Below are 24,139 nucleotides of genomic sequence, written 5' to 3'. Positions count from 1 at the left end.
CGTGATCACCCCCGCCCAGTCAATCCGCATCCGTACCGTGATCGACCGTGCCGCCGCCCAGCCCGACATTCGCGCAGAGGTCGAAGCCAACCACGACGACAACCGCTGGTGGCCCCTTGGAGTGACGGACCCGCGCATCCGGATGCTCGCCGCCGGCTGGTCCACCCGCATCTCCTACCGCATGGTCGGCACCTACCGCGAGGCCATCCGCGCGGCCGACACCCGCGGCTTCGACGTCCTGGCCCAATCGGTCGACGCCGACCTCACCGACATCGTCAGCCCCTTGGGCCTGACCCAGGCCCGCATCGGCTACCTGCGTTCCCTGGCCGACTTCATCACGCACCTGGACAAGGACGGCGTGGACCCCGCAAGCGCCGCCGTAGACGCCGACACGTTCATCCACCGCTTCGCCACCGAAGTCGACCACGCCTCCTACAAGATCGCGCAATGCGCCACGCTGTACGCACGTGGCTACCACTGCGGCATCATCCCGGTCGACTCCGGCATGGTCACCCGCCTCGCACCGCTCCTGGGTATCAACCTGCCGTCCGGCCCGCTCGCCCACGAACGGCTCCGGCAGCACCTCCAGCACAGCGTCACCAGCGCATCCGATGCCTACCGAGACTTGATCACCAAGCACCAGCACACCGTCACCGTCCCCATAGAGGCCGCCCCCACCTGGTGGGCCCACCTGGTGCTGATCTACTTCAAGCGCCTCTACCTCAACCAGCCGCACGAACGCCTCTGCCGCCGCCGCCCGGTCTGCCCTCGCGTTCTTGACTGCCCACACGCCTTACGCAGCGCGGCTGAGCTGCAATGACACCCCTGTGCGTCATCGGGAACATCTCCGTCGACCACAGCCACTACCCCGACGGACGCCACCACCAGCGCCTCGGCGGCGCCGCCTGGCACATCGCCACCGCAGCCGCCGACGCCGGCCGCCTCGCCCACCCGGTCGCCGTCATCGGCGACGACCTGTCCCCGCTGCCCACTCGGGCCGGGCTCGACCTGAGCGCCGTACACACCGCGCCCGGCTCGTCCGCCACCTTCCGCCTCTCCTACGACCAGCACGACCAGCTCACCGGCCTGGACGCACAGCAGGGCGTCGCGACCGAACGCCTCACCGGCCACGCCCAAGACCACCTCGCCGCCTGCACCGCCGACCTGATCCACATCTGCTGCCGCACGCCACTGGACGCCCCCGGCCTGCTGACCCAGGCCCTCAGCCGCCCGTTCGTCAGCGTCGACTTCATCACCAGCAGTATCGCAAGCCTTCTTCCCGCGGTCCTGCCGTGGCTGCCGGACACCGGCGCCATCTTCACCAGCACCGACGAACACCGTCTGATCACCCGCATGTGCGACACCAGCCGCCTGCCCCTGATCGTCGTCACCGACGGTCCCCGCCCGGCCCGCGTCTACCGCCACGGCACCCTCACCGCATCCCAGACACCGCCACCGACCACGGCTGTGGAAGTCAGCGGCGCCGGCGACACCGTCACCGGCACCTTCCTCGCCCATCACGCGCGCGGCGCGAGCGACGCCGCTGCCCTCCATGCCGCAATCACCGCCGCATCCGCGCACATCACTCGCCTTCGGCCCTGAAGGGAGCACGCCTTGTACTACATCGCGCACCGCCTCTTCGCCGCCCACGACCGCGTCCTAGCCGCCACACTCGCCGACCGCCTCGCGCGGAAGGTCGGTGCCGACAACGTCTTCCTGCCCTTCTGCGACACCAACGAGGAAGACCTCGTCGCCGACGAGAAGGGTCGCCGCCTGTACGAACTCGACCGGGAACGACTGAACCACCTCGACGGCATGATCGCCCTCCTCCACGGCCCCAGCCTCGACGACGGCGTATGCATGGAACTCGGCTACGCCGCTGCCCTGGGGGTACCGACGATCATCCTGACCACCGACTTCCAGACCTACTCCCTCACCCCCGACGGACAGCAGCTCGCCTTCGCCGACCCGCTCGTCGAAACCACGGCCACCTCGGTGATCCGAGCCGCGCATCTGGGTCCGGAAGCCCAAGCGCCGGCGCCAGCCCGGCGGTTCGCAGCCTTCGCCGCTCGCAACCGCGCACAGATCGATCACGCCTGCACCCAGGCCATCGCCGCCCTCCTAGAGCACGCCCCACGCCGTCGCCCTCAGGCACCCCGATCAACGCGTACGACGTACGTCGAGCCCGCCCGCTACGACGCCGAACCCGACCGGCTCATCACCGCCCTCAGGCTCCACATATCCGGCCAGGTCATCGGCGCCCACCGCTTCACCGCCCCAGACCCCCTGGATGGCGCAGAGCAGGACTGGCAGACCGCCCTCCACGCCGACACCGTGATTGCCGATGTCTCCGGCCCCGAGACACCGCCCGGCGCCGCCCTGCTCATCGGAGCCGCCGCGGCTCTCGGCCACACCGCGATCAGCTACACGCCCCGCCCCGAGTACACCCACGCACCCGGCAGAGAACCCAACTGGCGCAACCTCATGATCCAATACGCCAGTCGCTACCTCCTCACCGACCCCGCAGGGCTGGCCGAGGAGCAGGCGCAATGGACCTGGTGACCACGGCCGCCCAGTACCGCACCGTTGTCATCGAAGGCTGCGACGGCACCGGCAAGACCACCCTCGCCCGCCGGCTGACCGGCGAGCACGGCTTCTCCCACGTCCACGCCACCCGCACGCCAGACCACCTCGACCTGACCACCCGCTACCTCCGCATGCTGGATACAGACAGCCGCTTGGTCCTGGACCGCTCTTTCGTCAGCGAACTCGTCTACGGCCCCCTACAGCGCGGACGTTCCCGGCTGACCTGGGCCCAGGTCCTCGACCTCGCGGAAGCCGTTACCCAGCGCAACGGCGCCTTCATCCACCTCACCGCCCCGGTCGATGTCGTGCGCGCGCGCCTCCTCCTACGCGACGGACAAGCCGACGAACCGGGGACTCTCACCGACCTGCTCGCCGCCTACGAACGCGCCTTCCGCACTCTCGCCGACTACGCCACCGTGATCACACTTGACACAGCGCGCCACGATCTCCGCTCTACCGGGTGACGAATCATCGAAGTGCCGCTCCCCGCCAGGCCCTGGCTCGCTAGTCTCAGCAGCGCTCGCGATCCCCAGGAGCCACTGGAGGAGTCTTGGATATCCGTTCGGCGCAGAAGCTCGCATGGGAAAACAAGATCAACAAAGGTTTCAACACCACCGATGTCGCCCTTGAGTTCGGCCTGCTCTCAGCAGAAGTAGGTGAAGCTTTCACCGCTTGGCGCAAGTCTCTCCCCGACTTCGGCGAGGAACTGGCCGACGTCTTCCTCTATCTCACCGCCCTGGCCGAGATGAACAGCATCGACCTGCAGGAAGAAGTGGAAAAAAAGATCACAAAAAACCGAGCGCGAACATACCGGCCGAACGGGCGCGGAGTGCTCGTGAAACTCGACAAATAGGCTTCCTCCGGCAGACCCAACTACCGGCCGCCGCCCCGGCTGCGTACCAGCAGGTACATGAAGTACGGCGTGCCGATGACCGCCGTCATCAGGCCCGCGCCCAGCTGGGCCGGGGCGATGACCGAGCGGCCGATCACGTCCGCCGTGCACACCAGCACCGCGCCCAGCAGCACCGCCACCGGCAGCACCCGGGTGTGCTGGCGGCCCACCAGTGCCCGTGCAGCGTGCGGTGCCACCAGGCCGACGAAGCCGATCGTGCCCGCCGCCGACACCGCCGTTCCGGCCAGCGCGACGCCCAGGATCAGCAGCCACAGGCGGCTGCGCCCGAGGTCCAGGCCCAGCAGCCGCGGGGTGTCCTCGTCCAGCGAGACGAGGTCCAGCTCCCGGCGGCGGGCCGCCGTGATCGCCAGGCCCGCGGCCAGGACGATCGCCAGCGGTACGAGGTCCGGCAGCGTCCGTCCGTACGTCGAGCCGGACAGCCAGGTCAGGGCCATGGTCGCGTTGAACGGGTCGGTCAGTACGATCAGCAGGCTGATCAGCGCCGTCGCGGCGGTGGCGAAGCCCATGCCGACCAGGACCAGCCGGTTCTGCTGGAACCCGCCGCGGGCGGCGAGGCCGAAGACCCCGGCCGAGGTGAGCGCCGCGCCGCCCAGTGCCGCGCCGGACAGTGCCCACGGGGTGGGCACGTCCACCGTCGTGACCAGCAGCACCGCGCCGAGGGCCGCGCCGTTGGTGACGCCGAGGACGCCCGGTTCGGCCAGCGGGTTGCGGGTCACGGCCTGCACGATCGTGCCGGAGAGCGCGAGCGCGGCGCCGGCCAGCAGCGCGGCGAGCACCCGCGGGACCCGGGTGTCGAGGACGACCTCGGTGGTCGGACCCGCGCGGCCCTGCAGCCAGTTGGCGACGTCGCCGAGCAGCAGCTTGGTGTCGCCGACGAGCAGGGCGGTGACGGTCACGCCCACCAGCGCGGCCAGCAGCAGCGCCGTGGTGACCACGAACGTCCGGTGGGAGCGGATGCGTAGCTTGTCGGTGTCGGCCGCGCCCGCGGTGTCGCGCAGCCGGGCGGCCATCACCACGAGGAACACCGCGCCGACGAGGCTGGTGACCACGCCCGTCGGTACGGAGACCGCCGTGTCCGCCGGCACCATGGCCCGCAGCAGCACGTCCGCGCCGAGCACCAGCGCCATGCCCAGCAGCGCCGCCAGCGGAATGCCCGCCCGCGACTTGCCGTACGTACGGAACCTGCGGGCCAGCGAGCGTACGAGCGCCGGCGCGCACAGGCCGACGAAGCCGATCGGGCCGGCGAGCGTCACCGACGCCGCGGCGAGCAGCACCGCGAGCAGCACCGCCGTGACGCGGGTGGCGCGCACCGGCACCCCGAGTCCGCGGGCGGCGTCGTCGCCCAGCGCCAGGGCGTCGACGCGCCGCGCGAGCAGCAGCAGCCCGGCGAGCCCGGCGACGACGAGCGGCAGCATCTGCACCACGCCGTCCCAGCCGCTCTGGGAGATGCTGCCCTGCTGCCAGTCGTAGAGGCCCTCCGTCTCCTCGGGGAAGAGCAGCAGCATCCCCTCGGTGATCGCGTACAGCCCGAGCGTCAGCGCGGTGCCCGCGAGCACCAGCCGCACCGTGCCCGAGCCGAGGCCCGAAAGACCCAGCACCACCGCCGCGGCGGCGAGCCCGCCGGCGAACGCGACGCCGGAGGAGGCGAGCAGCGGCAGCGACGCCCCGGTGGCGGCGGCCAGCCCCAGCGCGGCGTACGCACCGGCGTTGACGGCGAGGGTGTCCGGCGAGGCCAGCACGTTGCGGCTGACCGCCTGCAGCGCGGTGCCGGCGATCGCCAGCGCCGCGCCGACCAGCAGGCCCGCGACCATCCGGGGCAGCCGGGAGGCGATGACGACGGAGGAGTCGGTCGAGTCCGCCCGGCCGGTGAGCGCCTTCCAGACCTCGGGGGCGCCGGCGTCGGAGGTGCCCTGGGTGAGGTCGACGACCGCGAGGAGGGCGACCAGCAGCGCGAGCCCGGCCGCCACCGCCGCCGCGCCCGTCCGCGACCGGGCGGTCGGCGGACGGGCGGGGGCGCGGGCGGGAGTGGCCGGGGCGGTGACCGCCATCGGCTACTTCGTCAGCGCGCCGACGACAGCGTCGACGTACTGGTTCATGGACTCGACACCGCCGAACATCCAGATGCCGTCGTCCAGCCGGTGGACGTCGCCCGCCTTCACGAACGGCAGCGACTTCCAGACCGAGTTGTCCGCCAGCTCGCCGCCCTCGGTGAACGGGGTGCTGGAGTCGTCCTCGTCGTTGGCGATGTAGACGAACTGCGTGTCGTCGGGAAGCTTCGTCAGCCCCTCGACGTCGGTGGCGCCGAGGCCGTAGTCCTTGTCGCCCTCGACGTCCCAGGCGTTGGTGAGGCCGAGCCGCTCGTTGACCCCGCCGAGCAGCGAGCCGGCGGTGAAGGGGCGGATGGAGACCTGGTTGGAGACGACGTAGGCGTCGGCGAAGGCGATGTTCGCGCCGCCGAGGCCCGCTTCGTCGAGCGTCTTCTTACCCTCGGCGAGCTTGGCGTCGAAGTCCTTCTTCAGCTTCTCGGCCTGCTCGGTCGTGCCCGTGGCCTTCGCGATGAGGTCGAGGTTCTCCGTCATCTGGCCGATGGGGTCGGAGGCGTCGGCGGAGCGCAGGGTGAGCACCGTGGTCTTGCTGCTCAGCTGCTTCACCGCGGACTGGGGGAGGTCGTTGGTGGCGATGACGAGGTCCGGGTTGAGCGAGGCGATGGTGTCGATGCTGGGCTCGCCGCGGAGGCCGATGTCCTCCGGCTCGTTGGTCAGCGGGACCGCGGAGTCCCAGGTGTTGTAGCCCTTGACGTCGGCTACGCCGACGGGGTCGACGCCGAGCGACACGAGCTGCTCGACCACGTTCCACTCGGTGCCGACGACCTTCGTGGCCGGGCCGTCTTCGAGCGTGACCTTCTTGCCGGTGCCGTCGGTGAGGGTGATCGGCTGCGCGGCGCCCTTGCCGGCGCCGCCCTTGTCGTCGTCGTCCGCGGCGTCCTCGGTGGTGCCGCAGGCGGCCAGGGTGAGCGTCGCGGCGGTGGCGACCGCCGCGGTCAGCAGGAGGCGTCTCATGAGGAAGTGCTGAGCCTTTCGCTTCGCTTGTGGTGGCTTTGCTCGTGGTGGCTTCGCTTGTCGTGGCTTCGCTTGTGGTGCCGGCCGATGGCGCGGGTGCGCAGCCGGCCCGTGAGCGGGTCGTCGTCGACGTCGATGCGGATGCCGTACGCCTTGCTGAGCAGCTCCGGCCGCAGGACGTCCGCCGGCGGGCCGTCGGCGGCGATACGGCCCTCGTCGAGCAGCACGATGCGGTCGGCGATGGCCGCCGCCTGGTCGAGGTCGTGCAGGACGGCGCCCACCGCGATGCGGTGGTCGTCGGCCAGGTCGCGTACCAGGTCGAGCAGTTCGACCTGGTAGCGCAGATCGAGGTGGTTGGTCGGCTCGTCGAGCAGCAGCACGCCGGTGTCCTGCGCGAGGCAGCCGGCCAGCCAGACGCGCTGCAACTGCCCGCCGGACAGGTGCTCGGCGCCGCGCTCGGCGAGTTCGGTGACGCCGGTCATGGCCAGCGCCTTCTCGACGGCCGCCCGCCCGCCGGGGTCGGCGGCGCCCCAGCGACCGCGGTACGGGTAGCGCCCGAACTCCACGACGTCGCGCACGGTCAGCCCGCTCGGCGTCGGCCGCCCCTGCGTCAGCAGCGCGACGTGCCGGGCGAAGTGCCGGGTGGACAGGGCGAACCCGTCGGTGTCCTCGTCGATGACGAGGTTCGCCCGCCGGGCCCGCTGCAGCCGCGCGAGGGTGCGCAGGAGCGTCGACTTCCCGCTGCCGTTGGGCCCGACGAGGACGGTCACCTCCCCGGGGCGCAGCCGCAGCGAGGCGTCGTGGACGACGTCGACGCCGTCGTACGCCACGGTGACGCCGGCGGCGGACAGGGCGTGCCCGCGGGGTCCCGCGGCGGTGGGCGTGCTCTCTCCGACTCTCACGAGAGCTTAGGCTAACCTAACCTCACCCGGTCCCGGCAGTTGGCGCACGGAAGCGCGTCCGCGGGGGGCGCCGCCCGGGGCGGAGTTCAGGGGCGGAGTTCAAGGGCGGAGCTCACGTGACGACGCGGGCGCCGTGGGCTTCCGGCACGGCCGCCGCCACGGCCGCCGCGGCGGCGGCCCGGCGCCCCTCGGCCGAAAGCGACCCGCAAACCCCGTGCTCCCGGGCCCACCGAGGGGCGCTGAAGAGACCGAGTCGAACGTCACTGGCGCGCGAAGGGGGTCGCGGGGCGAGAATACGGGGGGCGGCGTACGTGTGCCGGACCACCGGCGGGGTGCCACGGCACCACGCGGCGCCCCGACGACGCGCACATCCAGGAGGCTCCGTGACCGCCGCACCACCGCGTACGACAGCCGCGCCCGCCCCCGGCGCCCCGGAGGGGCCGGGGACCACGCCGGCCGGCGCGTCGTGGGCCTCGGCCGCGTGGCGCCGGGCGCCCTGGGCGGCGGCGCTGGGCCGCCGGGCGTGGTTCCGGCCGGCGCTCGCCGCCGTGGCCGGGGTGCTGCTCGCGGTGGCCTTCCCGCCGTACGGGCTGTGGCCGCTGGCCGTCGCCGGTCCCGCGGCGCTGTTCGTGCTGCTGCGCGGCGCCCGCCGCAAGCGGGACGCGTTCTGGCTCGGCACGGCCTTCGGCGTGGCGTTCTTCGTACCCCTGCTGTGGTGGCTGTCGAACCTCGGCGTGCTGCCGTGGCTGCTGCTCAGCGTCATCCAGGCGCTGATCCTCGGCGCCCTGTGCTGCGCCGTGCCGCCGCTGGTCCGGCTGCCGGCGTGGTGGCTGTGGGCGGCGGCCTGGTGGGTGGCGGTCGAGGCGCTGCGTTCCCGGGCGCCGCTGGGCGGGTTCCCCTGGGGCCGGCTGGCCTTCAGCCAGGCCGACGCCCCGACGCTGGGCTGGGCCTCCGTCGGCGGCGCCCCGGTGGTCAGCGCCGTCGTCGCGCTCGCCGCCGGGTGCCTCGCGGCGCTGGTCACGGCGCCGGCCGCGCGGCGGCGGGGGCCGGCGGTCGCGCTGGCCGCGGCGGTCGCGCTGGGGGCGGGCGGCACGCTGCTGGTGCCGAGCGCCGGCGACGGCGGCGACGGCGGCGACGAGCGGGCGAAGGTGGCCGTGGTGCAGGGCAACGTGCCGCGGGCCCGCAGCCTGGCGGAGCAGGCCCGGGTCGAGATGGTCGCCGAGAACCACATCGCCGCCACCCGCGAGCTGGTCGAGGACATCGAGGCGGGCCGGGCGGAGCGGCCCGACCTGGTGCTGTGGCCGGAGAACGCCACCGACCGCGACCCGCGCAACGACCCGTACCTCAGCGCCCAGATCTCCGACGTCGTGGACGACCTCGGCGCCCCCGTCGTCGTCGGCGCCATCCTCGACGCCCCCGGCGACCGCATCCGCAACGCCGGCCTGCTCTGGCTCCCCGGCAGCGGCCCCGGCCCGTACTACGCGAAGCGGCAGCTCGTGCCCTTCGGCGAGTACATCCCGATGCGCTCGCTGCTCGGCGGCTTCGGCGACCTGCAGCTCATCCCGCGCGACTTCGAGCCCGGCGACGAGGCGGTGCGCCTGGACGCCGGGAACGTCCGGCTGGCGGAGTCCATCTGCTACGAGGTCGCGTACGACGGCCAGGTCCGCGACCAGGTCCGCACCGGCGCCAACCTGCTCGCCGTACCCACCAACAACGCCACGTACATGCGCGACAACAACCTGGGCGAGCCCGAGCAGCAGCTCGCGATGTCCCGGCTGCGCGCGGTCGAGCACAACCGCTCGACGCTGGTCGCCTCCACGACGGGCATCAGCGCGATCGTCACGCCGGACGGCGAGACGGTCGACGAGACGGGCCCGTGGCGCCGCGAGGTGCTGACCGCGGAGGTGCCGCTGCGCACCGACGAGACGCTGGCGACGCGGGTGGGGGCGGCGCCGGAGTGGGCGATCGTGGCCCTGGCGGTGGGGGCGCTGGGCACGGCGGTGTACCTGCGGCGGCGGGACGGCGCTTCGGTGTCGACTCCGACTCCGACTCCGGCTTCGGCTTCGGCTTCGGCTTCGGCTTCGGAGGCCCGTACGCCGGCGGAGGACTGACCCGCCACCGTGACGGGCTGACGGGCTGACGGGCCCGGGGGCGAAGCCGGCCGGGCGGTGTCAGTGGAAGCGGGTCGTGACGATGCGGGCCTTGTAGATCTGGGCGCCAGGGCGGGTCTTGGACTGGCCGCCGGAGAAGTAGACCGTCGGGCCGCCCCACGGGGGATCCGCGGGGGTCGGGTCCAGGGTCCACATCGCCTCGCCGTCGGTGTAGCGGACGTACGACTTGACGTAGTTCTCCTCGGAGATGATCGTCACCTTCCGCGTCGCCTTGTCCAGCGAGTACACCCGGCCGCTGTCGGTGACCCACAGCTTGCCGGGATCGGTGTAGTCGGGCTGGATGTCGTGGCCGTTGCCGGGGAACGCGATGTCCGTACCCGACTTCACCAGCCGGGCCGTGGAGTTGGCCCCCGTGACCCGGTAGGTGCGGATGACCGTGCCGCCGGTGACCCAGAGCAGGTCGTTCACGTCGTCCCAGAGCACCGCGTGCGGCTTGGGCATGTCGGTGATCGTCTGCACCTCGCGGAGCGTGGAGTGGTCGCTGTTGGCGCCGCCGTATACGTGGATGCGGTCGCGGGTGCCGGCGACGACGACGGCGGCGACGTTGGGGATGCGCTCGATGCAGTGCGGATAACTGGCGACGGACGTCTCCCAGATGAGGTCGCCGCGGTCCAGCCGGTTGCCGTTGCCGGTGACGGCCACGATGCCGGCGCGGCCGTTGCCGGGCTGGCCGGCGGTCATCAGGGCGATCGTGCCGTAGCGCGTGGTCGCGCGGAAGCGGATCTCGAAGGGGTCGTCCCAGCCGTTCGTGGTGCCCGGGGTGAAGCTCCAGGTGGACGCCCCGGACCAGTCGCCGGTGCGGTCGAAGACCTGGAAGCTGTTGGTGGCCTGATCGGTCAGCGCGATGGGGTAGTTGGCCACCGCGGCCCGTGCGGTGGACGCCCCGAGAGTGACAGCGGCGGGCGCGGCGACCGCGCCGGCGAGGGCTCCGGTGAGCAGGTTGCGTCGCTTCATCGTCCGTCCGTTCGTCGGTTCGTTCGTCGGTGGGGACTCGGCCGCTTTCCGTTGTAATGCACGGGTAATGCACGCCGGTTGCGCCGCGGTTGCGCGGGCTGGGGACGTACACGGACTTCACGATTCTGTCAGGAGCATGACTTCCCTCCGTCAATCTACGCGCATAGTCTGAGCGCGGCACGGCCGACTGCCGGAACGTACGCGGCAGTTGGAGCACCCCCAGGCTGTGCGCCGCGACCCGGCGCACCTACCCGAGGAGTCCCATGCGCCCCACCGCAACAAAGGGCCTGGTCGCCGCCGGCGTCACCGCGGGCGTCACCGCGGCGGCCCTCCTGGCGACGGCCACGACCGCCGAGGCCGCCCCCGCCGACAAGCCCCAGGTGCTGGCGAGCTTCACGCAGACCAGCGCGAGCAGCTACAACGCCTGGGCGTCGGCCGAGGCGAACCGCGGCGCCTGGTCGGCGTACGGGTTCAACTGGTCGACCGACTACTGCAGCAGCTCACCGGACAACCCGTTCGGCTTCCCCTTCCAGAAGTCCTGCCAGCGCCACGACTTCGGCTACCGCAACTACAAGGAGATCGGCACCTTCTCCGCCAACAAGTCCCGCCTCGACAGCGCCTTCTACGAGGACCTCAAGCGCGTGTGCAACGGCTACTCGGGCGCCACCGAGACCGCCTGCAACAGCACGGCCTGGGTCTACTACCAGGCCGTACGCGCCCTCGGCTGACACCGTCCCCGCCCCAACCCGGCCCCGGCGGCGCCCCCACGCCGCCGGGGCCGGAGGCCTGTTCGCCGGCACTTACCCGGCTCCAACGGAACAGTGGCTCCAGGCGTGGGGTCGATCCGGCTCGCTCCACTTCGCGAAGCGATGGACGGGGCGGATTCAAGTGGACGTCGGATAGGGTCCGGCGGGGGTGCGGGGATGAGTTTCCGGCTGGCGGCGTACGCCGTGTGCATCGAGGACGGGCGGGTGCTGCTCGCCCCGCCACGTACCACCGGAGGGGGAGAGCAACTGGACTCTTCCGGGCGGCGGGGTCGAGCACGGGGAGGATCCGTTCGATGCGGTGATCCGGGAGGTCGCCGAGGAGACCGGCTGTGCCGCGGTGGCCGAGCGCCTGCTGGGAGTGGACTCAAGGATGATCCCCGCGGCCGTCGCACGGGCGGGGGTCGAGCACCAGAACGTCGGCATCTTCTATCGGGTCCGCGTCGCCGGCGGCCGACTCCGGCCCGAACCGAACGGCGACATCGCGGAGTCGGTCTGGACCGCGGTCTCTGATGTCGCTCGCCTGCGTCGTTCATCGCTGGTGGACATCGGCCTCGCGCTGGCGCAGAACCTTCCCGCAACCGGCCACGTCGCTCCTGTCCCCGTCGGCGGCCTGATCCAGCACTGAGGCAGCACCCTCCCAGGACTCGGGTAACTGCTTCCGCATCGGAACCGACGAGGAAGGCAACGCGCACATCGCCGTGGCAGGCCAGGAAGACCACCACATCACCGACTCCATCGACGCCCTCCGCACCCTTATCCGCGACATCAAGGCCGGCAAAGCCGACCACCTGCTGTAACGGCACCAACCCGGCGTCCGAGGGGGCGGCGTCGGGGTTGCCGGCGTCGCTCGGGCACCCCCCGGGCCACCCATCTCCTGATGATGCGGGCCTCCGTCCGGCGTCAAGGGAGCCCCCTCCGCTTCGCTACGGGAGCGTCGCTACGCGATGGGCTTCGCCCACCCCTGACACCGGACTCCGGCCCGTAAAGACCGGCGGCTATGAGTGGCCCGGGGGGAGCGGCACCCCGTCGAAGGCCCTACGGATCGGTCCCCGGCGGACGGGGGCCGACGCCGCCGCGGCGAGACCACCCCGCTCGCGGACAAGCCGCGCACCGGCTCGGATCGGTGCCGGCGACTGGACGTGCGGACGCGACCGGCTCGGGCGAAAGCGTCGACGGCCTTCGGGTCGGCCTTCGCCAAGCCGCGCGGTGGGAGGCCCAGGAGTCGGCCGACTCGGCGCTGCGCCCGGCTGACACGAGGTGCACGGCGAGCGTGGCCGGGTCGATGCGCACACGAGGAGACCACGCCCACCGAGGCCGAGTTCCGCTCCGCCACGCGCACGCGCACGCCCACGGGCTCCGGAGCCCGAGGTGACCGGGGTGACGCCCCAGGAGAGGAACTCTCGGTAACTCACGCCCACACGGCCAGTCTTCCACCCCGCGGCACACGCTCACCGACCCCGGGCAGACCGACCCACCCCGAGCCCCCGGACGAACGTAAACCGCTACGAACTGGCGGCAACATACCCTAAGAATCCCGACAAACCAGGCCCACATTTCGTCTTCTACCCATCAACGCGCACCCAGCCCAGGACGCAACCCACCGCGGGCTCCACCTTCATGCCTCCGCAGGGTTCTGATCGTTCTGCTCTTGCGCCTGCGCCCAGGTGATCGCCCATTCGTTGAGTGGTTGTAGGGCGTGACCGAGTGCGGCCCCCAGGCGAGTGAGCTCGTAGCCCTCAGCTGAGGGGGCGATGATGCCGTTTGTCGTGAGTTCGCGAAGCCGCTGGTAGAGGACGCTGGACGACAGTCCTTCGCACCGTGCCAGCAGCGTGCGGGCGCCGAGCGGACCCGCACGCAGCTCCCAGAGAATGCGCAGCGCCCACCGACGGCCGAAGAGGTCCATCGCGGCCATGATCGGACGGCCGGTCGTCGATCCACGAACCGGTGTTCCTGGGCGCGGTGTCGGCATGCCCCTCCTTGCGTTTCGTTATTCGAAACACTAGCATCCGAGCGTGTTTCGAATTTCGAAACAACCTCGACGGGAGCGCCGATGTCGCGAATTGCCCTGCTGGAACCGCCGTACACCGACGAGGCCGGCGCGCTGCTCGCGCGCATGATGCCCGGGGACGTGCCGCCGATCGGGCTGTTCCGGATGTTCGCCAGAAACCTCCCGATGGCCGGCGCCATGCACGGATGGGGGCGCTATGAGCTGGGCCGACAGCTGACCCTGACCATGAGGGAGCGCGAGATCGCCATCGACCGGACATGCGCGCTGTGCGGCTGCGAGTACGAGTGGGGCGTGCACATGATGACGTTCGCCGAGCGGGTCGAGCTCACCCGCGAGCAGGCGGCATCCCTGGTGCACGGCGACCCCGCTGACGCGTGCTGGACGTCCGAGCGGGAACGGCTGCTCATCCTCGCCGTCGACGCGCTGCACGAGCGTTCCGACATCGATGACGCGCTGTGGACACGACTCGTGTCGGTCTTCGACGAGCTCCAACTGCTCGATCTGCTTCTGCTGTGCGGGTGGTACCACGCCGTCAGCTTCGCCGCGCGCGCCACGCGCTTGCCGCACGAGCCCGGCGCGCCTCGCTTCGCCGACTTCCTCCCCATCACGACCGCGACCAACCGGTGAGCACTACCCGGGAGCGCTCCGAGGCGCGGCTGCCGGTCCCCTCGATGATGTTCATCGCTCTGCTTCAACTACGTCGTCCGCAGCGTCGGGTACTCCCTGGGCAGCGCCATCGGCGGCCTGATCCCCGCCGCGGGCACCTCTTCCCCGACGGCAGCGCCTACACCACCGCGGCGCTGGTCGGCATCGGCGCCATGGCGATCACGACGCTGACAAGCCTCGCTCTCGCCCGCCGACGCTCGTCCGAGACCAACCCGCAAGTCAGATGCACTCATCCCAACACTGGAGGTTCCATGCCCAAGGGCTACTGGGTCAGCGTCTACCGCACCATTTCAGACCCTGAAAAGCTGGCTGCTTACAACAACCTGGCCCGCCTGGCCGTCGAGCCCTGGGGCGGCCGGACCCTCGTCCGTGGCGGTCGGGTCGTGGCGTATGACGCCGGAATCGCCGAGCGCACCGTCCTGGTCGAGTTCGACAGCTTCGAGCAGGCCGTCGCGGCGCACGAGAGTGCGGCCTACCAGGAGGCGCTGGTCGCCCTCTCCGACGGCGTCGAGCGCGACTTCCGCATCGTCGAAGGCATCGACTGAACGAGGTCCAGTCGGACACCCGAACTCAGTCGCCGCAGGTCAGCATCCTGCGCCTGACTGTCTTCGCTGTCAAAGGGCAGCCTTCGATCAAGTGAGCCCCTGCTTGATCGAAGGCGCACGGCAACTATCGGAAGACCGTCGGCTGCCTCCCGAACCGACGAACAAACGCTGCCGATTGAAGTGGACGAAGCCAGGTGACCCTCCGCCGCCCCGGCGCCCCGGCGCCCGGGGGCCCGCGTGCCGCGCTGTTCGCCGCCTCGGGGCCGGTTCCGGCCGGCCGGCTGAAGCCGGCTGACCACATATTCCGTTGACCCGCCATCGGTTGGGGCGGCACAGTGGCGCCTGGTCCGGATCGACGGCGTACCTGGGGCGGTGTGCAGTGACTGGCTCGGAGATGGCCCGGGACACGCACACCGCGAAGTCCCCCGCCGCAACGCCGCTCTGGACGGCCGACTACCGGCTGTTCTTCACCGCCCGCACCACCTCCCTGCTCGGCGACGCCATGCTCCCCGTCGCCATCACCGCCGCCGTGCTCCACGCCGGCTACGGCGCGAGCGGCGTCGGCTACGCCCTGGCCGCGCTCGTCGCGCCGTTCGCGGCGCTGATCATCTTCGGCGGCGTGCTGTCCGACCGCTTCGGTGCCCGCCGGCTGATGGTCGTCTCGGACGCGGCGCGGCTGGGCTTCCAGACCGTACTCGCGCTGCTGTTCCTGCTGGGCACGCCGCGGCTGTGGCAGATCCTCGTGCTGCTGGCCCTCGTCGGGGCGGGCAGCGCGCTCTTCCAGCCCGGCGTCGCCAGCGTCACGCCGCGCGTCGCCCGGGACGTACAGAAGGCCAACGCCACCCTTCGTATCTCCGAGTCCGTCACCCTCGTGCTCGGCCCGTCGCTCGCCGGCCTGCTGCTCGCCGTCTCCTCACCCGCCGTCGTCGTCGCCCTCGACGCCCTGACGTACGCGGTCAGCGGCGCCTGCCTGCTCCTGCTCCGCGCGGTCCCCATGGGCCCGGGCACCGTACGGGACGGCGCGCCGTCGTTCCGGGCCGATCTCGTCGAGGGCTGGCGGGAGTTCACGGTCCGGACGTGGCTGTGGAGCGTCATCGTCGTCTTCATGCTCTGGCAGCTCGCCGGCTCGGGACCCACCACGACCCTCGGCAACAGCACGCTGGTCACCGACTACGGCGCCTCGACGTTCGGCCTGGTCATGTCCTCCCTCGGGGCGGGCAGCGTGCTGGGCGGGATTGTCGCGATCAGGCTCCGGCCGCGGTATCCGCTGCGTGCGGGGGCGTTGTCGATGACGGTGTGGGCGCTGATGCCGCTGGGGGTGGCCCTCGGGCTCTCCGCGCCGCTGGTGGCGGTGTGTTACGGGATCAGCGGGATAGGGGCGGCGTTCTGGGCCGTCATGTTCCACACGAGTGTGCAGACGCATGTCCCGCAGGAGGTCCTGGGGCGGGTGCACGCGTACGACGCGGCCGGGTCGCTGGTGATGAAGCCGGTGGGGCAGGCGGCGGCGGGGCCGCTGGCGGGGGTGGTGGGGACGGTGCCGCTGCTGTACGTGTCCTCGACGATGGCGGTGGTGACGTGCGTGCTGCTGCTGGCGGTCCCGGCGGTACGGGGGCTGCGGCGCGTAGAACGCTAGGGCGGCGTGGGCCGGGGCCGGGGCTGGGGCAGGCGGCGTTGGCGTGGGCGTCGGCGGGGCGGAGGGCCGGGGGCGTTGTCGGTGGCGGTGCGTAGGCTGGCGGCATGACCGGCAGCATCCGACCGCGCCACCGCCCCGCCGGGCGGCAGTTCGTGCTGCTGGTGCTCGCGGTGCTGGCGGGTGTGCTGGGTATGCACGCGCTGGGTCCCGGGGGCATGCCTGCCGCGGAGCGGCCGGCGGCCATCGAGATGAGCCACGACGCGACGGGGGCGCGGGCCCCGGAGCCGGCAGCAGCGGTGCAGGCGCCCGCGGTGCAGGCGCCCGTGGCGATGCCGGCACCGGAGGAGATGCCGTCGCAGCCCTCGGCGCACACATCCGTCGCGGCGCACGCCCCCGCGGCAGCGCAGGCGCCCATGGCGCGGCCCGCGCCCGCGGCGTCCGTACTCCCGGTGTCCGCGCCTCCGGTGTCCGCGCCTCCGGTGTCCGCACCCGCCCTCGCCCAGGCCGGCGACGCGTGTGCGCACACCGACGGCGGTCCCGGGCACCTCGCCCACGCGGACCGTACCTGCGCGGCGGCCGGCATCGCCTCTGCGTACGCCCCGCCCGCCCTCGACGCCGCCTTGTCCGGCGCCCCGGACGCCGGGCGGGGCCCGGCTGCCGCCCCGGCCTCGACGGTGTGGGGGCGGGCGCCGCCCGACCTTTCCGAGCTGCAACTCCTGCGGATATAGAGCCGCCCGCACGGCACCCGCGTACGCCCCGACCGGGGCCGGGTGCCGCGCTGCCGCGTGCCTTCACATCCGTACACCCCGTACATCCGTACGTACACGCTCGCGCGCCGATACGGGCGCGCGTGAAGGAGTTGCACTTCCATGATCCGTACACGTTCCCTGATCCGCCGCGGCGCCACGGCGGCGACCGCCGGCGCGGTCGCCCTCGTCCTGGCCGCCTGCGGCGGCAACGACGACGACTCCGCCGGAGACGACCGCGAGAACGACGCCTCCGCCTCCGCCCCCGCCGCCCAGGAGGAGCACAACGCCGCCGACGTCACCTTCGCCAAGGGGATGATCCCCCACCACCGCCAGGCCGTGGAGATGGCGGAACTGGCGCCCGACCGGGCGGAGTCGGACGAGGTGAAGAAGCTCGCCGCCGCCATCGAGAACGCCCAGGCCCCGGAGATCGAGACGCTGTCCGGGTGGCTCACCTCCTGGGGCGAGGACGTGCCCGCGGAAGGGGAGATGGACCACTCCATGCACGGCTCCGCCGGCGGCATGATGTCCGCCGAGGACATGGCGGAGTTGGAGAAGGCGTCGGGCGCCGCGTTCGACACCGCCTTCGCGGAGATGATGATCGAGCACCACGAGGGCGCCGTCGCCATGGCCGAGACCGAGCGTGCCGACGGTTCGTACGCCCCGGCCAGGAAGATGGCCGGGCAGATCATCCGCTCCCAGGAAGCCGAGATCGACGCGATGAAGTCGCTGCTCGACAAGGGCTGACGGGCAGGCAGCGCCCAGGGCGGGCGCCGGTCGCGCGCCCGCCCTGGCACGGGCACGGGCACTGCAGAGGACGCGTCCCTCAGCTTCCGTTCGCGGCCGAGCGTGATGGCTGCCGTGCCTGGTTCCGGAACTGCGCGGGCGATGAGCCGACCACGCGGCGGAACGCGGTGCTGAACGCGCTCTCGGACAGGTAGCCCGTGGCCCGTGCGAGTTCGGAGATCGACAGCGTGTCGCGGGCGAGGGCGTCGCGGGCGAGGCTCATGCGCCATTGGATCAGGTACTCCAGAGGCGGGACCCCGACGTGGGTCTTGAATGCCTGGGCGAACGCGGAGCGCGACATGTGGCTGATCTCGGCGAGTTCCTTGAGGCTCCAGGAGTGGGCCACGTCCGCGTGCACGGCGCGCAGGGCGGCACCGATGCCGTCCTCGTTCAGGGCGCCCAGCCAGCCGGTGGGCCGGTCCGTCTGACCGGCGTGAGCGCGCAGCATGTGCACGAGCAGGATCTGTGCGAGGTGGTTCTGCACCAGCGGGCCGCCGGCGGCGGCGATCCCGACCTCGGTGGCCAGGAGATCGATCAGCTGCGCGAGCCGCCTGCCGTGCGGATCGGCCACGTGGACGTTCACGAGCGGCGGCAGGAGATCGGTCAGGAGAGCCGCGTTCCTGTCGTCGAACGCGATGTGCCCGACGCAGAGGTAGAGGTCCTCCTCGGACTCCGGGCCGATCCGCACGAACCCGTCCTCGGCACCCGCCCACACCTGCTCCGCAGGGCGCGGGCTTGCGTCGAGCGTGCTGGCCAGCACGTAGGGCGGCGGGTTGCCCAGCATGAAGGTGTCACCCTCCTTCAGGAGCACCGGCTCGTGCCCTTCGAGGATCAACCAGCACGTGCCGCGCACGAGGCCCCCGATCCGCACGTGCAGGAACGTGTCGAAGCGCAACGCCCACTCTCCCGCGGCCAGGAGGCTGGGCCCGACCACCGTGCGGGGCCGGAGCAGGCCGATCGCGTCCGCCACTGGATCCTGAAAGCCGAGCACCGACGGCACCTCCTGGACGATACGTAAAGAACGACGGACTCTGCATCATGGATAGTATCCGCGATCTCCCGCACTATCGAGGTCGAACGCATCGGCATCGAGAGAGTGAGGGAGACACTCCCATGGGGCAGCTGGAAGGCAAGACGGCGGTGGTCACCGGGGGCAGCACCGGTATCGGTCTGGCCTCCGCCGTACGGCTGGCGGACGAGGGCGCGTACGTGTTCGTCACCGGGCGGCGCGAGTCCGAACTGGAGGCTGCCGTCAAGACCATCGGAGCCGACCGGGCCACCGCGGTCGTCGGCGACATCGCGAAGCCGGCGGACCTGGACCGGCTCTACGAGGCGGTGCGGGCGCGCGGCAGGGGTCTGGACGTGCTCGTGGCGAACGCGGCGGTCGGTTCGTTCGTGACGCTGGAACAGACCACCGAGGAGCACTTCGACCAGACCTTCGGGGTCAACGTCCGAGGCACGATGTTCACGGTGCAGAAGGCGTTGCCGCTGCTCAACGACGGAGCCTCGATCGTCCTGGTCGGTTCGACCGCCGGCGACCGCGGAGTGGAGGCGTTCGGCGCGTACGCGGCGTCGAAGGCGGCCGTCCGGTCCTTCGCACGCACGTGGTCCAACGAACTCAAGGGCCGCGGCATCCGGGTCAACGCGATCTCGCCGGCATGGATCGAGACTCCCGGGGGCACCGCCGCCTTCGGCGACGAGGAGACCGCCCGGGCCGTCAAGGAGAACGTCGCCGCGACCGTGGCCAAGGGCCGCATGGGCCAGCCTGAGGAGGCCGCCGCGGTCGTGGCCTTCCTGGCCTCGGAACAGAGCAGCTACGTCGTCGGCGCGAACATCTACGTCGACGGCGGCACGAACCAGATCTGAGCAGGCACCACACGGTGGGCGGCGTCCGAAGCGTCGTTGACTGACGCGGCGCTGGCTAGCAGTTGCAGTCGCAGCAACCGCAGTCGCAGTCGCAGTCACAGTCGCAGCAACCGCCGCCGCCGTCACCCCCGTCGTCGCCTCCGCCGCCGCAACACTGGCAGCAACTGCACAGATCACCGCAGCCGCCGCAGTCGCACCAGCCGCTCCTCCTGTGCTCCTCCGCCGGCCCGCCCTCCTGCCCCAGCGGTACGAAATCCGGCGGCGGCGGCCCGAACCCGCCGCCCGCGTGGGCGAACGTCCGGCGTACCGCCCGCTCCAACTCGCCGACCAGCAGCGCGCGGACTAGCCGGTCGTCGGTGAACTCCGCGTCGGCCAGGGCGAGCGCGACGCCGCGCGTCGCGTCGTCGCACAGCTGCCGCACCCGGGCGCCCGGCGTTTCCGTCGCCGTGATCGGGTTCCACGCCCCCGTACGGCGGTCGTCCTCGGTGTCCTGTACGGCGTCCAGCAGGTGCGCGATCCGTCCGAACAGTCTGCCTGCCTCCGCCAGCGCCTCCGCGTTCCCGGGCCGGCCCGCGAGCCGTGCGGTGTGGGCGAACGCAGCCGCCGTCGCCAGCTCCGTGGGCTCGGTCACCGTCAGCAGCGGCGTACCCGGCCCGGCCAGCGCCTCCACCTCGCGCTGCCGCTCCACGGCCGCCACGAGCACCGCCGTGTCGAACCCCAGACCGGCCCCGCCCCGCGCCCCGGCCGCCTCCCAGCCCCCGGCCACCCGCCGCGCCGGCCCGGCCAGCACCGGCCGGGCCAGCGCACCGTCGCCGTCCGCCACGTGGTCCCGTATCTTCGCGGAGGCCAGCAGCAGCGACACCACCGCCGCCAGCCGCGCCCCGTCGCCCCGCGCCACCTCCGCCCGCCGCATCCGGCGCAGCGGGCAGGGCCCGGCGGTGCGCCAGCCGCCGCCGCTCCTGCTCTCGGCGGCCGGGGCCTGTGCGTCGTACAGGACGGATATCAGCAGCCCGTCGTGGTTGGTGGCCGCCCGCGCGACCTGCCCGCCCTCGCCGCGCAACGCCAGGCACAGCCCGCACAAGTGCCCCAGCCACTCCTTGGCGAGCCCCTTCGGCAGCCGGCACCGGCACGGCCGGATGATCCCGAACATCCGCATCCCCTCCCCGCATCCCCTGGTCGAGCCCGGCCACCGGCTCGCCGGTGCACGGTGCACGGTGCACGGCGCACGGCGTGCGGCGCGCGCCGGCCGGTGGACGACGAGGCTACGCCGAGGACGGCCCTGCCGTCCGGTGTGCTCCCGGCCCGGGGGAAGGATCCGGTCACCGCCCGGCGGGCTCCGCCCACCACGCGAGGTGGGCGGCGGCCTCCGCCACCGGCTCGATGATCTCCCAGCCCTCGGCGATCAGCCCCTCCTCGATCCGCCAGACGTCCACGACCGCGATCTCCGGCCCGCCGTCGGGGAGCCACCGCCGCGAGTGCATGACGACGTGATCGCCGTCGGCCAGCAGGTGGTGGACCTCGACCCGCATGGCGGCGAGCGGGGTGAGTGCCTGCGTGACCGCGGCGAGCCATTCCGCCTTGGTGGAGGTGGTCGCGTCCGGACGGTGGTGGACGAAGTCGTCGCTCAGCAGCGGCGCAAGGCCGTCGACGCCGCCCGTCTCGATCACTTTTGTCAGTGCCCACTGGACGATGCTCTTGTTGTCTACGCTCATGGGGGCAGCCTCGCCGCAGCCGTGCCGGATGTCGATGAAGTGGCATTTCATGGCGTACGGGGCCACGGCGACTACCCTCGACGCTCGTGCACACGATCGGCGACCTCCTGCGGCAGTGGCGGCTCCGCCGCCGGCTCAGCCAGCTCGACCTCGCGATCGCCGCCGACGTCTCCGCCCGCCACGTCAGCCTCGTCGAGACGGGCAAGACCAACCCGAGCGCCGACATGGTGCTCCGCCTCGCCGACCAGCTCGCCGTCCCCCTGCGCGAGCGCAACCGCCTCCTCCTCGCCGCCGGCTTCGCCCCCCGCTACCCCGAACGGCCGCTCGGCGACGAGGCGCTCGCGGCGGCGCGGGCCGCGGTCGAGCGAGTGCTGCACGCCCACGAGCCGTACCCGGCGGTGGCCTTCGACCGCCGCTGGAACATCGTGCTGACCAACCGCGCGATCGAGCCGTTCCTCGCGGACGTCGACCCCGAGCTGCTCCGCCCGCCGGTCAACCTCCTCCGGCTGGGGCTGGACCCGCGCGGCTTCGCCCCGCTGGTCGTCAACCTGGACGACGTACGCACCGTGTTCCGCGCCCGGATCGGCCGCCAGCTCGCCGTGGCGCCCGACCCCGAACTGGCCGCGCTCTACGACGAGCTGCTGGCGCCGGGGGCGGAGGACGGGCACCCGGCCCGTACCGTCGAGTCCGACGTGGTGATCCCGATGATCCTCCGGGTGGCCGGGCGGGAACTGAGGCTGTTCTCCACGATCACCACGTTCGGTACGCCGATGGACGTCACGCTGGCCGAGGTCGCGATCGAGTCGTACTATCCGGCGGACGCGCGGACCGCCGCCTACTTCGAGGGCTGACAGCCGGGGAGCGCACGATTTACATTGATCGGGTGCCGCGTGACCGCCGACGGGTCGGGTGCGGGCGGGTGGCACTCGACCTGAAGGGGATGATCGTGATGGCCTGCGCCATAAGGACCGTCTGATCCGCTGACGTTCGCGGACGCGCCCCTCCCCCCGCGTCCGGTGGCCCCGTGTACCGCCGGGGCCCGCAGCTTCGTCGCGCCCGGTGCACCCCGGGGTTTTCGCGCTGTCCGCGTGCCACCACCTCGTACGCGTGCCTGCTCGCGCACGCGCTCCATGTTGCCCGAAAAAGACCGGAAGACCCCGAACAGGAGACCATGAACCACATACAGGAACGGGACGTCCAGCAGGTCATCGAGGAGTTCCGCGCCAACTCCGGCCTGGTCGGCGGCCGTTACGCGGACCGCCGCCTGCTGCTGCTCACCACCGCCGGACCCGACGGCACCGCCGCCCGCACCACCCCCCTCGCCTACGTGCCCGACCACCGGCCCGACGCAGAGCCGCGGATGCTGGTCGTCGCCGCGCCCGCGCCCGGCGGCGCGCCGCCCGCCTGGTACGGGGAGCTGGCCGGCGACGAGCAGGCCGGCGACGAGCAGGCCGGCGTCGAGCAGGTCGGCGTCGAGGTGGGCACCTGGTCGTTCCGGGCCGCGGTGGAGATCGTCCGCGGGGCGGAGCGCGACCGCCTCTTCGCCCGCGCCGCCGAGGCGGACCCGGAGCTGCGCGCCGCCCGGGACGCGGCGAAGGACCCGGTTCCCGTCGTCGCGCTGACGCCCGTCGACGAGGGCCCGCCGGCCGGCCCCATGGGCGACGCGCTGATCACCATCCACCGCTCCTTCCGCCAGGAACTCGCCCTGCTCCGCGCCGAGGTCGCGAGGGCGGCGGCCGACGGGGGGCCCGTCGGAGAGCTGGTGCTGCAGTTGCGGGTCAACTGCCTGTCGTTCTGCCACGGGCTGGAGTTCCACCACACCGGCGAGGATCAGAGGATCTTCCCCTGGCTGGCGAAGCAGTTCCCCGAACTCGCCGAGCCGCTCGCGCGCCTGCGGCGCGAGCACGAGGTGGTCGCCGACCGCGTCCACCGGCTCCGCGCCCTCGTCGGCCTCGATACCCCGGAGGACGCGGCCCCCGCGCAGCCCCCGGCGCCGGCCCCCGCCCCGGCGGCGGTGCTGAGCGAGGTCGACCGGCTCGTGGACGAACTGGAAGCCCACCTGGACTACGAGGAGGAACAGCTCGTGGCCGCCCTCAACGCGGCCACGAGCTGACCGACACGGCGCGATCCGCCCCGGCCGGAGCCGGGGCGGACACCGGGTCAGAAGGCCGTCCCGGCAGGCCGGCCCGGCCGTACGAGACCGCCCCTCCTTCGCCGCTACCCGAGTCCACCGAGACGGAGGGCATCCTCAATCTCGCTGAGCTTCGCGGAGGACAGGGCCCCCGCCCGCTCGATCAGGTCGTCCCGGGACACGGTGGTCAGCCACGTGCAAGGGGTAAGGCCTGGACGCGGGAACGCGACCCGCAGCACGCCTTCACAGGGCAGTCCGTCCATGGCGCCCACCGCCACTTCGATGCCCAGACTGCTGATGTCGACGCCCGCCGGAGCGACGACCTGCATCACCCGGATCCCGGACGCCTCGTCTCCCGACAGCAGTACGACCAGCCGCCGCTCGTCGAACTCGACCCACCAGACGTCGCCACGTTGCACAAGTCCTCCTGACACTGGACGCCAGGCGGAAGCTTCGTGACCCTGACGCGCTGTGGAGACGGGTGCGGCCACCTTTGATCACCGGTGTGTGAAGACTGAAGCTCATGCAGTGGCCGCAGGTCACAGTGTAGAGCCGGCTCGCGGGACGGTTCGCCGCGCGCCGAACTGCACGCTGACGCCTCCCCTCCCTGTCACCCGGGCTCCGCCCAGGCACCCGCTCCTCGGCGGGGCTTGGGCACCGAAACCGCTGAGCAGTACCTGTTCGTGACGTACAT

At 72.2% G+C, this 24,139-nt stretch carries 24 protein-coding genes and 1 pseudogene; 16 read left to right on the top strand and 9 right to left on the bottom strand.

The genetic code is table 11. The annotated features are described in order from the left end of the window. The first annotated feature begins 1 nt into the window (after position 1). The 5 genes from T328_RS22615 (at position 2) to T328_RS22595 (ending at position 3,439) form a co-directional block, all read left to right on the top strand. On the top strand, positions 2 to 820 hold the full coding sequence (locus T328_RS22615) for a hypothetical protein (RefSeq protein WP_496497952.1): 819 nt from the start codon (positions 2 to 4) through the stop codon (positions 818 to 820). Continuing rightward, positions 817 to 1,602, top strand: a complete 786-nt coding sequence (locus T328_RS22610; RefSeq protein WP_496497951.1) for a PfkB family carbohydrate kinase — start codon at positions 817 to 819, stop codon at positions 1,600 to 1,602. Before T328_RS22615 ends, T328_RS22610 begins: the two co-directional genes overlap by 4 nt. 12 nt (positions 1,603 to 1,614) lie before the next feature. Continuing rightward, positions 1,615 to 2,562, top strand: a complete 948-nt coding sequence (locus T328_RS22605; RefSeq protein ID WP_496497950.1) for a nucleoside 2-deoxyribosyltransferase — start codon at positions 1,615 to 1,617, stop codon at positions 2,560 to 2,562. Then, complete coding sequence (locus tag T328_RS22600) at positions 2,550 to 3,050, top strand: nucleoside/nucleotide kinase family protein (protein ID WP_496497949.1); 501 nt, start codon at positions 2,550 to 2,552, stop codon at positions 3,048 to 3,050. Before T328_RS22605 ends, T328_RS22600 begins: the two co-directional genes overlap by 13 nt. A gap of 86 nt (positions 3,051 to 3,136) precedes the next feature. Beyond that, entirely contained in the window at positions 3,137 to 3,439 is a 303-nt protein-coding gene (locus tag T328_RS22595; protein WP_496497948.1) for a nucleoside triphosphate pyrophosphohydrolase family protein, read from the top strand. Between the two features lie 20 nt (positions 3,440 to 3,459). Here the strand turns inward: T328_RS22595 and T328_RS22590 are convergent, their stop codons facing one another. The 3 genes from T328_RS22590 to T328_RS22580 are packed head-to-tail and all read right to left on the bottom strand — an operon-like array spanning position 3,460 to position 7,460. Beyond that, positions 3,460 to 5,547, bottom strand: coding sequence for an iron ABC transporter permease (locus T328_RS22590; protein WP_496497947.1), 2,088 nt, complete (start codon positions 5,545 to 5,547; stop codon positions 3,460 to 3,462). Between the two features lie 3 nt (positions 5,548 to 5,550). Then, positions 5,551 to 6,558 (bottom strand): iron-siderophore ABC transporter substrate-binding protein, encoded by a 1,008-nt coding sequence (locus T328_RS22585; protein WP_496497946.1) that lies wholly within the window; start codon positions 6,556 to 6,558, stop codon positions 5,551 to 5,553. Then, positions 6,555 to 7,460: an ABC transporter ATP-binding protein gene (locus tag T328_RS22580; protein ID WP_496497945.1), complete on the bottom strand. Its 906-nt coding sequence runs from the start codon at positions 7,458 to 7,460 to the stop codon at positions 6,555 to 6,557. Before T328_RS22580 ends, T328_RS22585 begins: the two co-directional genes overlap by 4 nt. A gap of 383 nt (positions 7,461 to 7,843) precedes the next feature. Here T328_RS22580 and lnt point away from each other — a divergent pair, with 383 nt between their 5' ends. After that, positions 7,844 to 9,571: an apolipoprotein N-acyltransferase gene (lnt, locus tag T328_RS22575; protein WP_496497944.1), complete on the top strand. Its 1,728-nt coding sequence runs from the start codon at positions 7,844 to 7,846 to the stop codon at positions 9,569 to 9,571. Between the two features lie 60 nt (positions 9,572 to 9,631). Here the strand turns inward: lnt and T328_RS22570 are convergent, their stop codons facing one another. Further along, positions 9,632 to 10,585 (bottom strand): DUF6528 family protein, encoded by a 954-nt coding sequence (locus tag T328_RS22570; RefSeq protein WP_496497943.1) that lies wholly within the window; start codon positions 10,583 to 10,585, stop codon positions 9,632 to 9,634. 263 nt (positions 10,586 to 10,848) lie between these two features. Between T328_RS22570 and T328_RS22565 the strand changes: the two genes are divergently transcribed. Both T328_RS22565 and T328_RS22560 read left to right on the top strand, forming a co-directional pair. Beyond that, positions 10,849 to 11,313, top strand: a complete 465-nt coding sequence (locus tag T328_RS22565; protein ID WP_496497942.1) for a phospholipase — start codon at positions 10,849 to 10,851, stop codon at positions 11,311 to 11,313. Positions 11,314 to 11,508: 195 nt separating this feature from the next. Further along, positions 11,509 to 11,977: pseudogene (locus T328_RS22560) on the top strand (NUDIX hydrolase). Positions 11,978 to 12,967: 990 nt separating this feature from the next. Here the strand turns inward: T328_RS22560 and T328_RS22555 are convergent. After that, complete coding sequence (locus T328_RS22555) at positions 12,968 to 13,264, bottom strand: winged helix-turn-helix transcriptional regulator (protein WP_496498062.1); 297 nt, start codon at positions 13,262 to 13,264, stop codon at positions 12,968 to 12,970. Positions 13,265 to 13,402: 138 nt separating this feature from the next. On the opposite strand from T328_RS22555, the gene T328_RS22550 reads away from it, so the two are divergent. The 5 genes from T328_RS22550 (at position 13,403) to T328_RS22530 (ending at position 17,697) form a co-directional block, all read left to right on the top strand. Then, the gene (locus tag T328_RS22550; protein ID WP_496497941.1) at positions 13,403 to 13,987 is read left to right on the top strand and encodes a carboxymuconolactone decarboxylase family protein; all 585 of its coding nucleotides are present in this window, start codon (positions 13,403 to 13,405) and stop codon (positions 13,985 to 13,987) included. Positions 13,988 to 14,277: 290 nt separating this feature from the next. Beyond that, positions 14,278 to 14,571, top strand: coding sequence for a DUF1330 domain-containing protein (locus T328_RS22545; protein ID WP_496498061.1), 294 nt, complete (start codon positions 14,278 to 14,280; stop codon positions 14,569 to 14,571). Positions 14,572 to 14,965: 394 nt separating this feature from the next. After that, positions 14,966 to 16,204, top strand: a complete 1,239-nt coding sequence (locus T328_RS22540) for an MFS transporter (protein WP_496498060.1) — start codon at positions 14,966 to 14,968, stop codon at positions 16,202 to 16,204. A 104-nt stretch (positions 16,205 to 16,308) separates the two neighbouring features. Further along, positions 16,309 to 16,932: a DUF6153 family protein gene (locus tag T328_RS22535; protein WP_496497940.1), complete on the top strand. Its 624-nt coding sequence runs from the start codon at positions 16,309 to 16,311 to the stop codon at positions 16,930 to 16,932. 141 nt (positions 16,933 to 17,073) lie between these two features. Beyond that, positions 17,074 to 17,697, top strand: a complete 624-nt coding sequence (locus tag T328_RS22530) for a DUF305 domain-containing protein (protein WP_496497939.1) — start codon at positions 17,074 to 17,076, stop codon at positions 17,695 to 17,697. 79 nt (positions 17,698 to 17,776) lie between these two features. On the opposite strand, the gene T328_RS22525 is transcribed toward T328_RS22530, so the two are convergent. Beyond that, complete coding sequence (locus T328_RS22525; RefSeq protein WP_496497938.1) at positions 17,777 to 18,736, bottom strand: AraC family transcriptional regulator; 960 nt, start codon at positions 18,734 to 18,736, stop codon at positions 17,777 to 17,779. A 113-nt stretch (positions 18,737 to 18,849) separates the two neighbouring features. Here T328_RS22525 and T328_RS22520 point away from each other — a divergent pair, with 113 nt between their 5' ends. Further along, a complete protein-coding gene (locus T328_RS22520; protein ID WP_496497937.1) occupies positions 18,850 to 19,602 on the top strand; it encodes an SDR family NAD(P)-dependent oxidoreductase in 753 nt (250 codons plus the stop codon). A 55-nt stretch (positions 19,603 to 19,657) separates the two neighbouring features. Here T328_RS22520 and T328_RS22515 read toward each other — a convergent pair whose 3' ends face one another. Further along, entirely contained in the window at positions 19,658 to 20,752 is a 1,095-nt protein-coding gene (locus tag T328_RS22515) for a DUF5685 family protein (protein WP_496497936.1), read from the bottom strand. 169 nt (positions 20,753 to 20,921) lie between these two features. Beyond that, a complete protein-coding gene (locus tag T328_RS22510; protein WP_496497935.1) occupies positions 20,922 to 21,314 on the bottom strand; it encodes a nuclear transport factor 2 family protein in 393 nt (130 codons plus the stop codon). An 86-nt stretch (positions 21,315 to 21,400) separates the two neighbouring features. Here T328_RS22510 and T328_RS22505 point away from each other — a divergent pair, with 86 nt between their 5' ends. Both T328_RS22505 and T328_RS22500 read left to right on the top strand, forming a co-directional pair. Continuing rightward, positions 21,401 to 22,165 (top strand): MmyB family transcriptional regulator, encoded by a 765-nt coding sequence (locus tag T328_RS22505; protein WP_496497934.1) that lies wholly within the window; start codon positions 21,401 to 21,403, stop codon positions 22,163 to 22,165. A 320-nt stretch (positions 22,166 to 22,485) separates the two neighbouring features. Continuing rightward, entirely contained in the window at positions 22,486 to 23,427 is a 942-nt protein-coding gene (locus T328_RS22500; protein ID WP_496497933.1) for a nitroreductase/quinone reductase family protein, read from the top strand. 104 nt (positions 23,428 to 23,531) lie between these two features. On the opposite strand, the gene T328_RS22495 is transcribed toward T328_RS22500, so the two are convergent. Next, positions 23,532 to 23,864: a type II toxin-antitoxin system PemK/MazF family toxin gene (locus tag T328_RS22495; RefSeq protein WP_496497932.1), complete on the bottom strand. Its 333-nt coding sequence runs from the start codon at positions 23,862 to 23,864 to the stop codon at positions 23,532 to 23,534. Between the last annotated feature and the right edge of the window lie 275 nt (positions 23,865 to 24,139).

It is taken from the genome of Streptomyces sp. CNX435, from assembly GCF_059570575.1.
The sequence above is the reverse complement of the archived record's forward strand: the minus strand, read 5'-3'. Positions and strand labels throughout refer to the sequence as shown.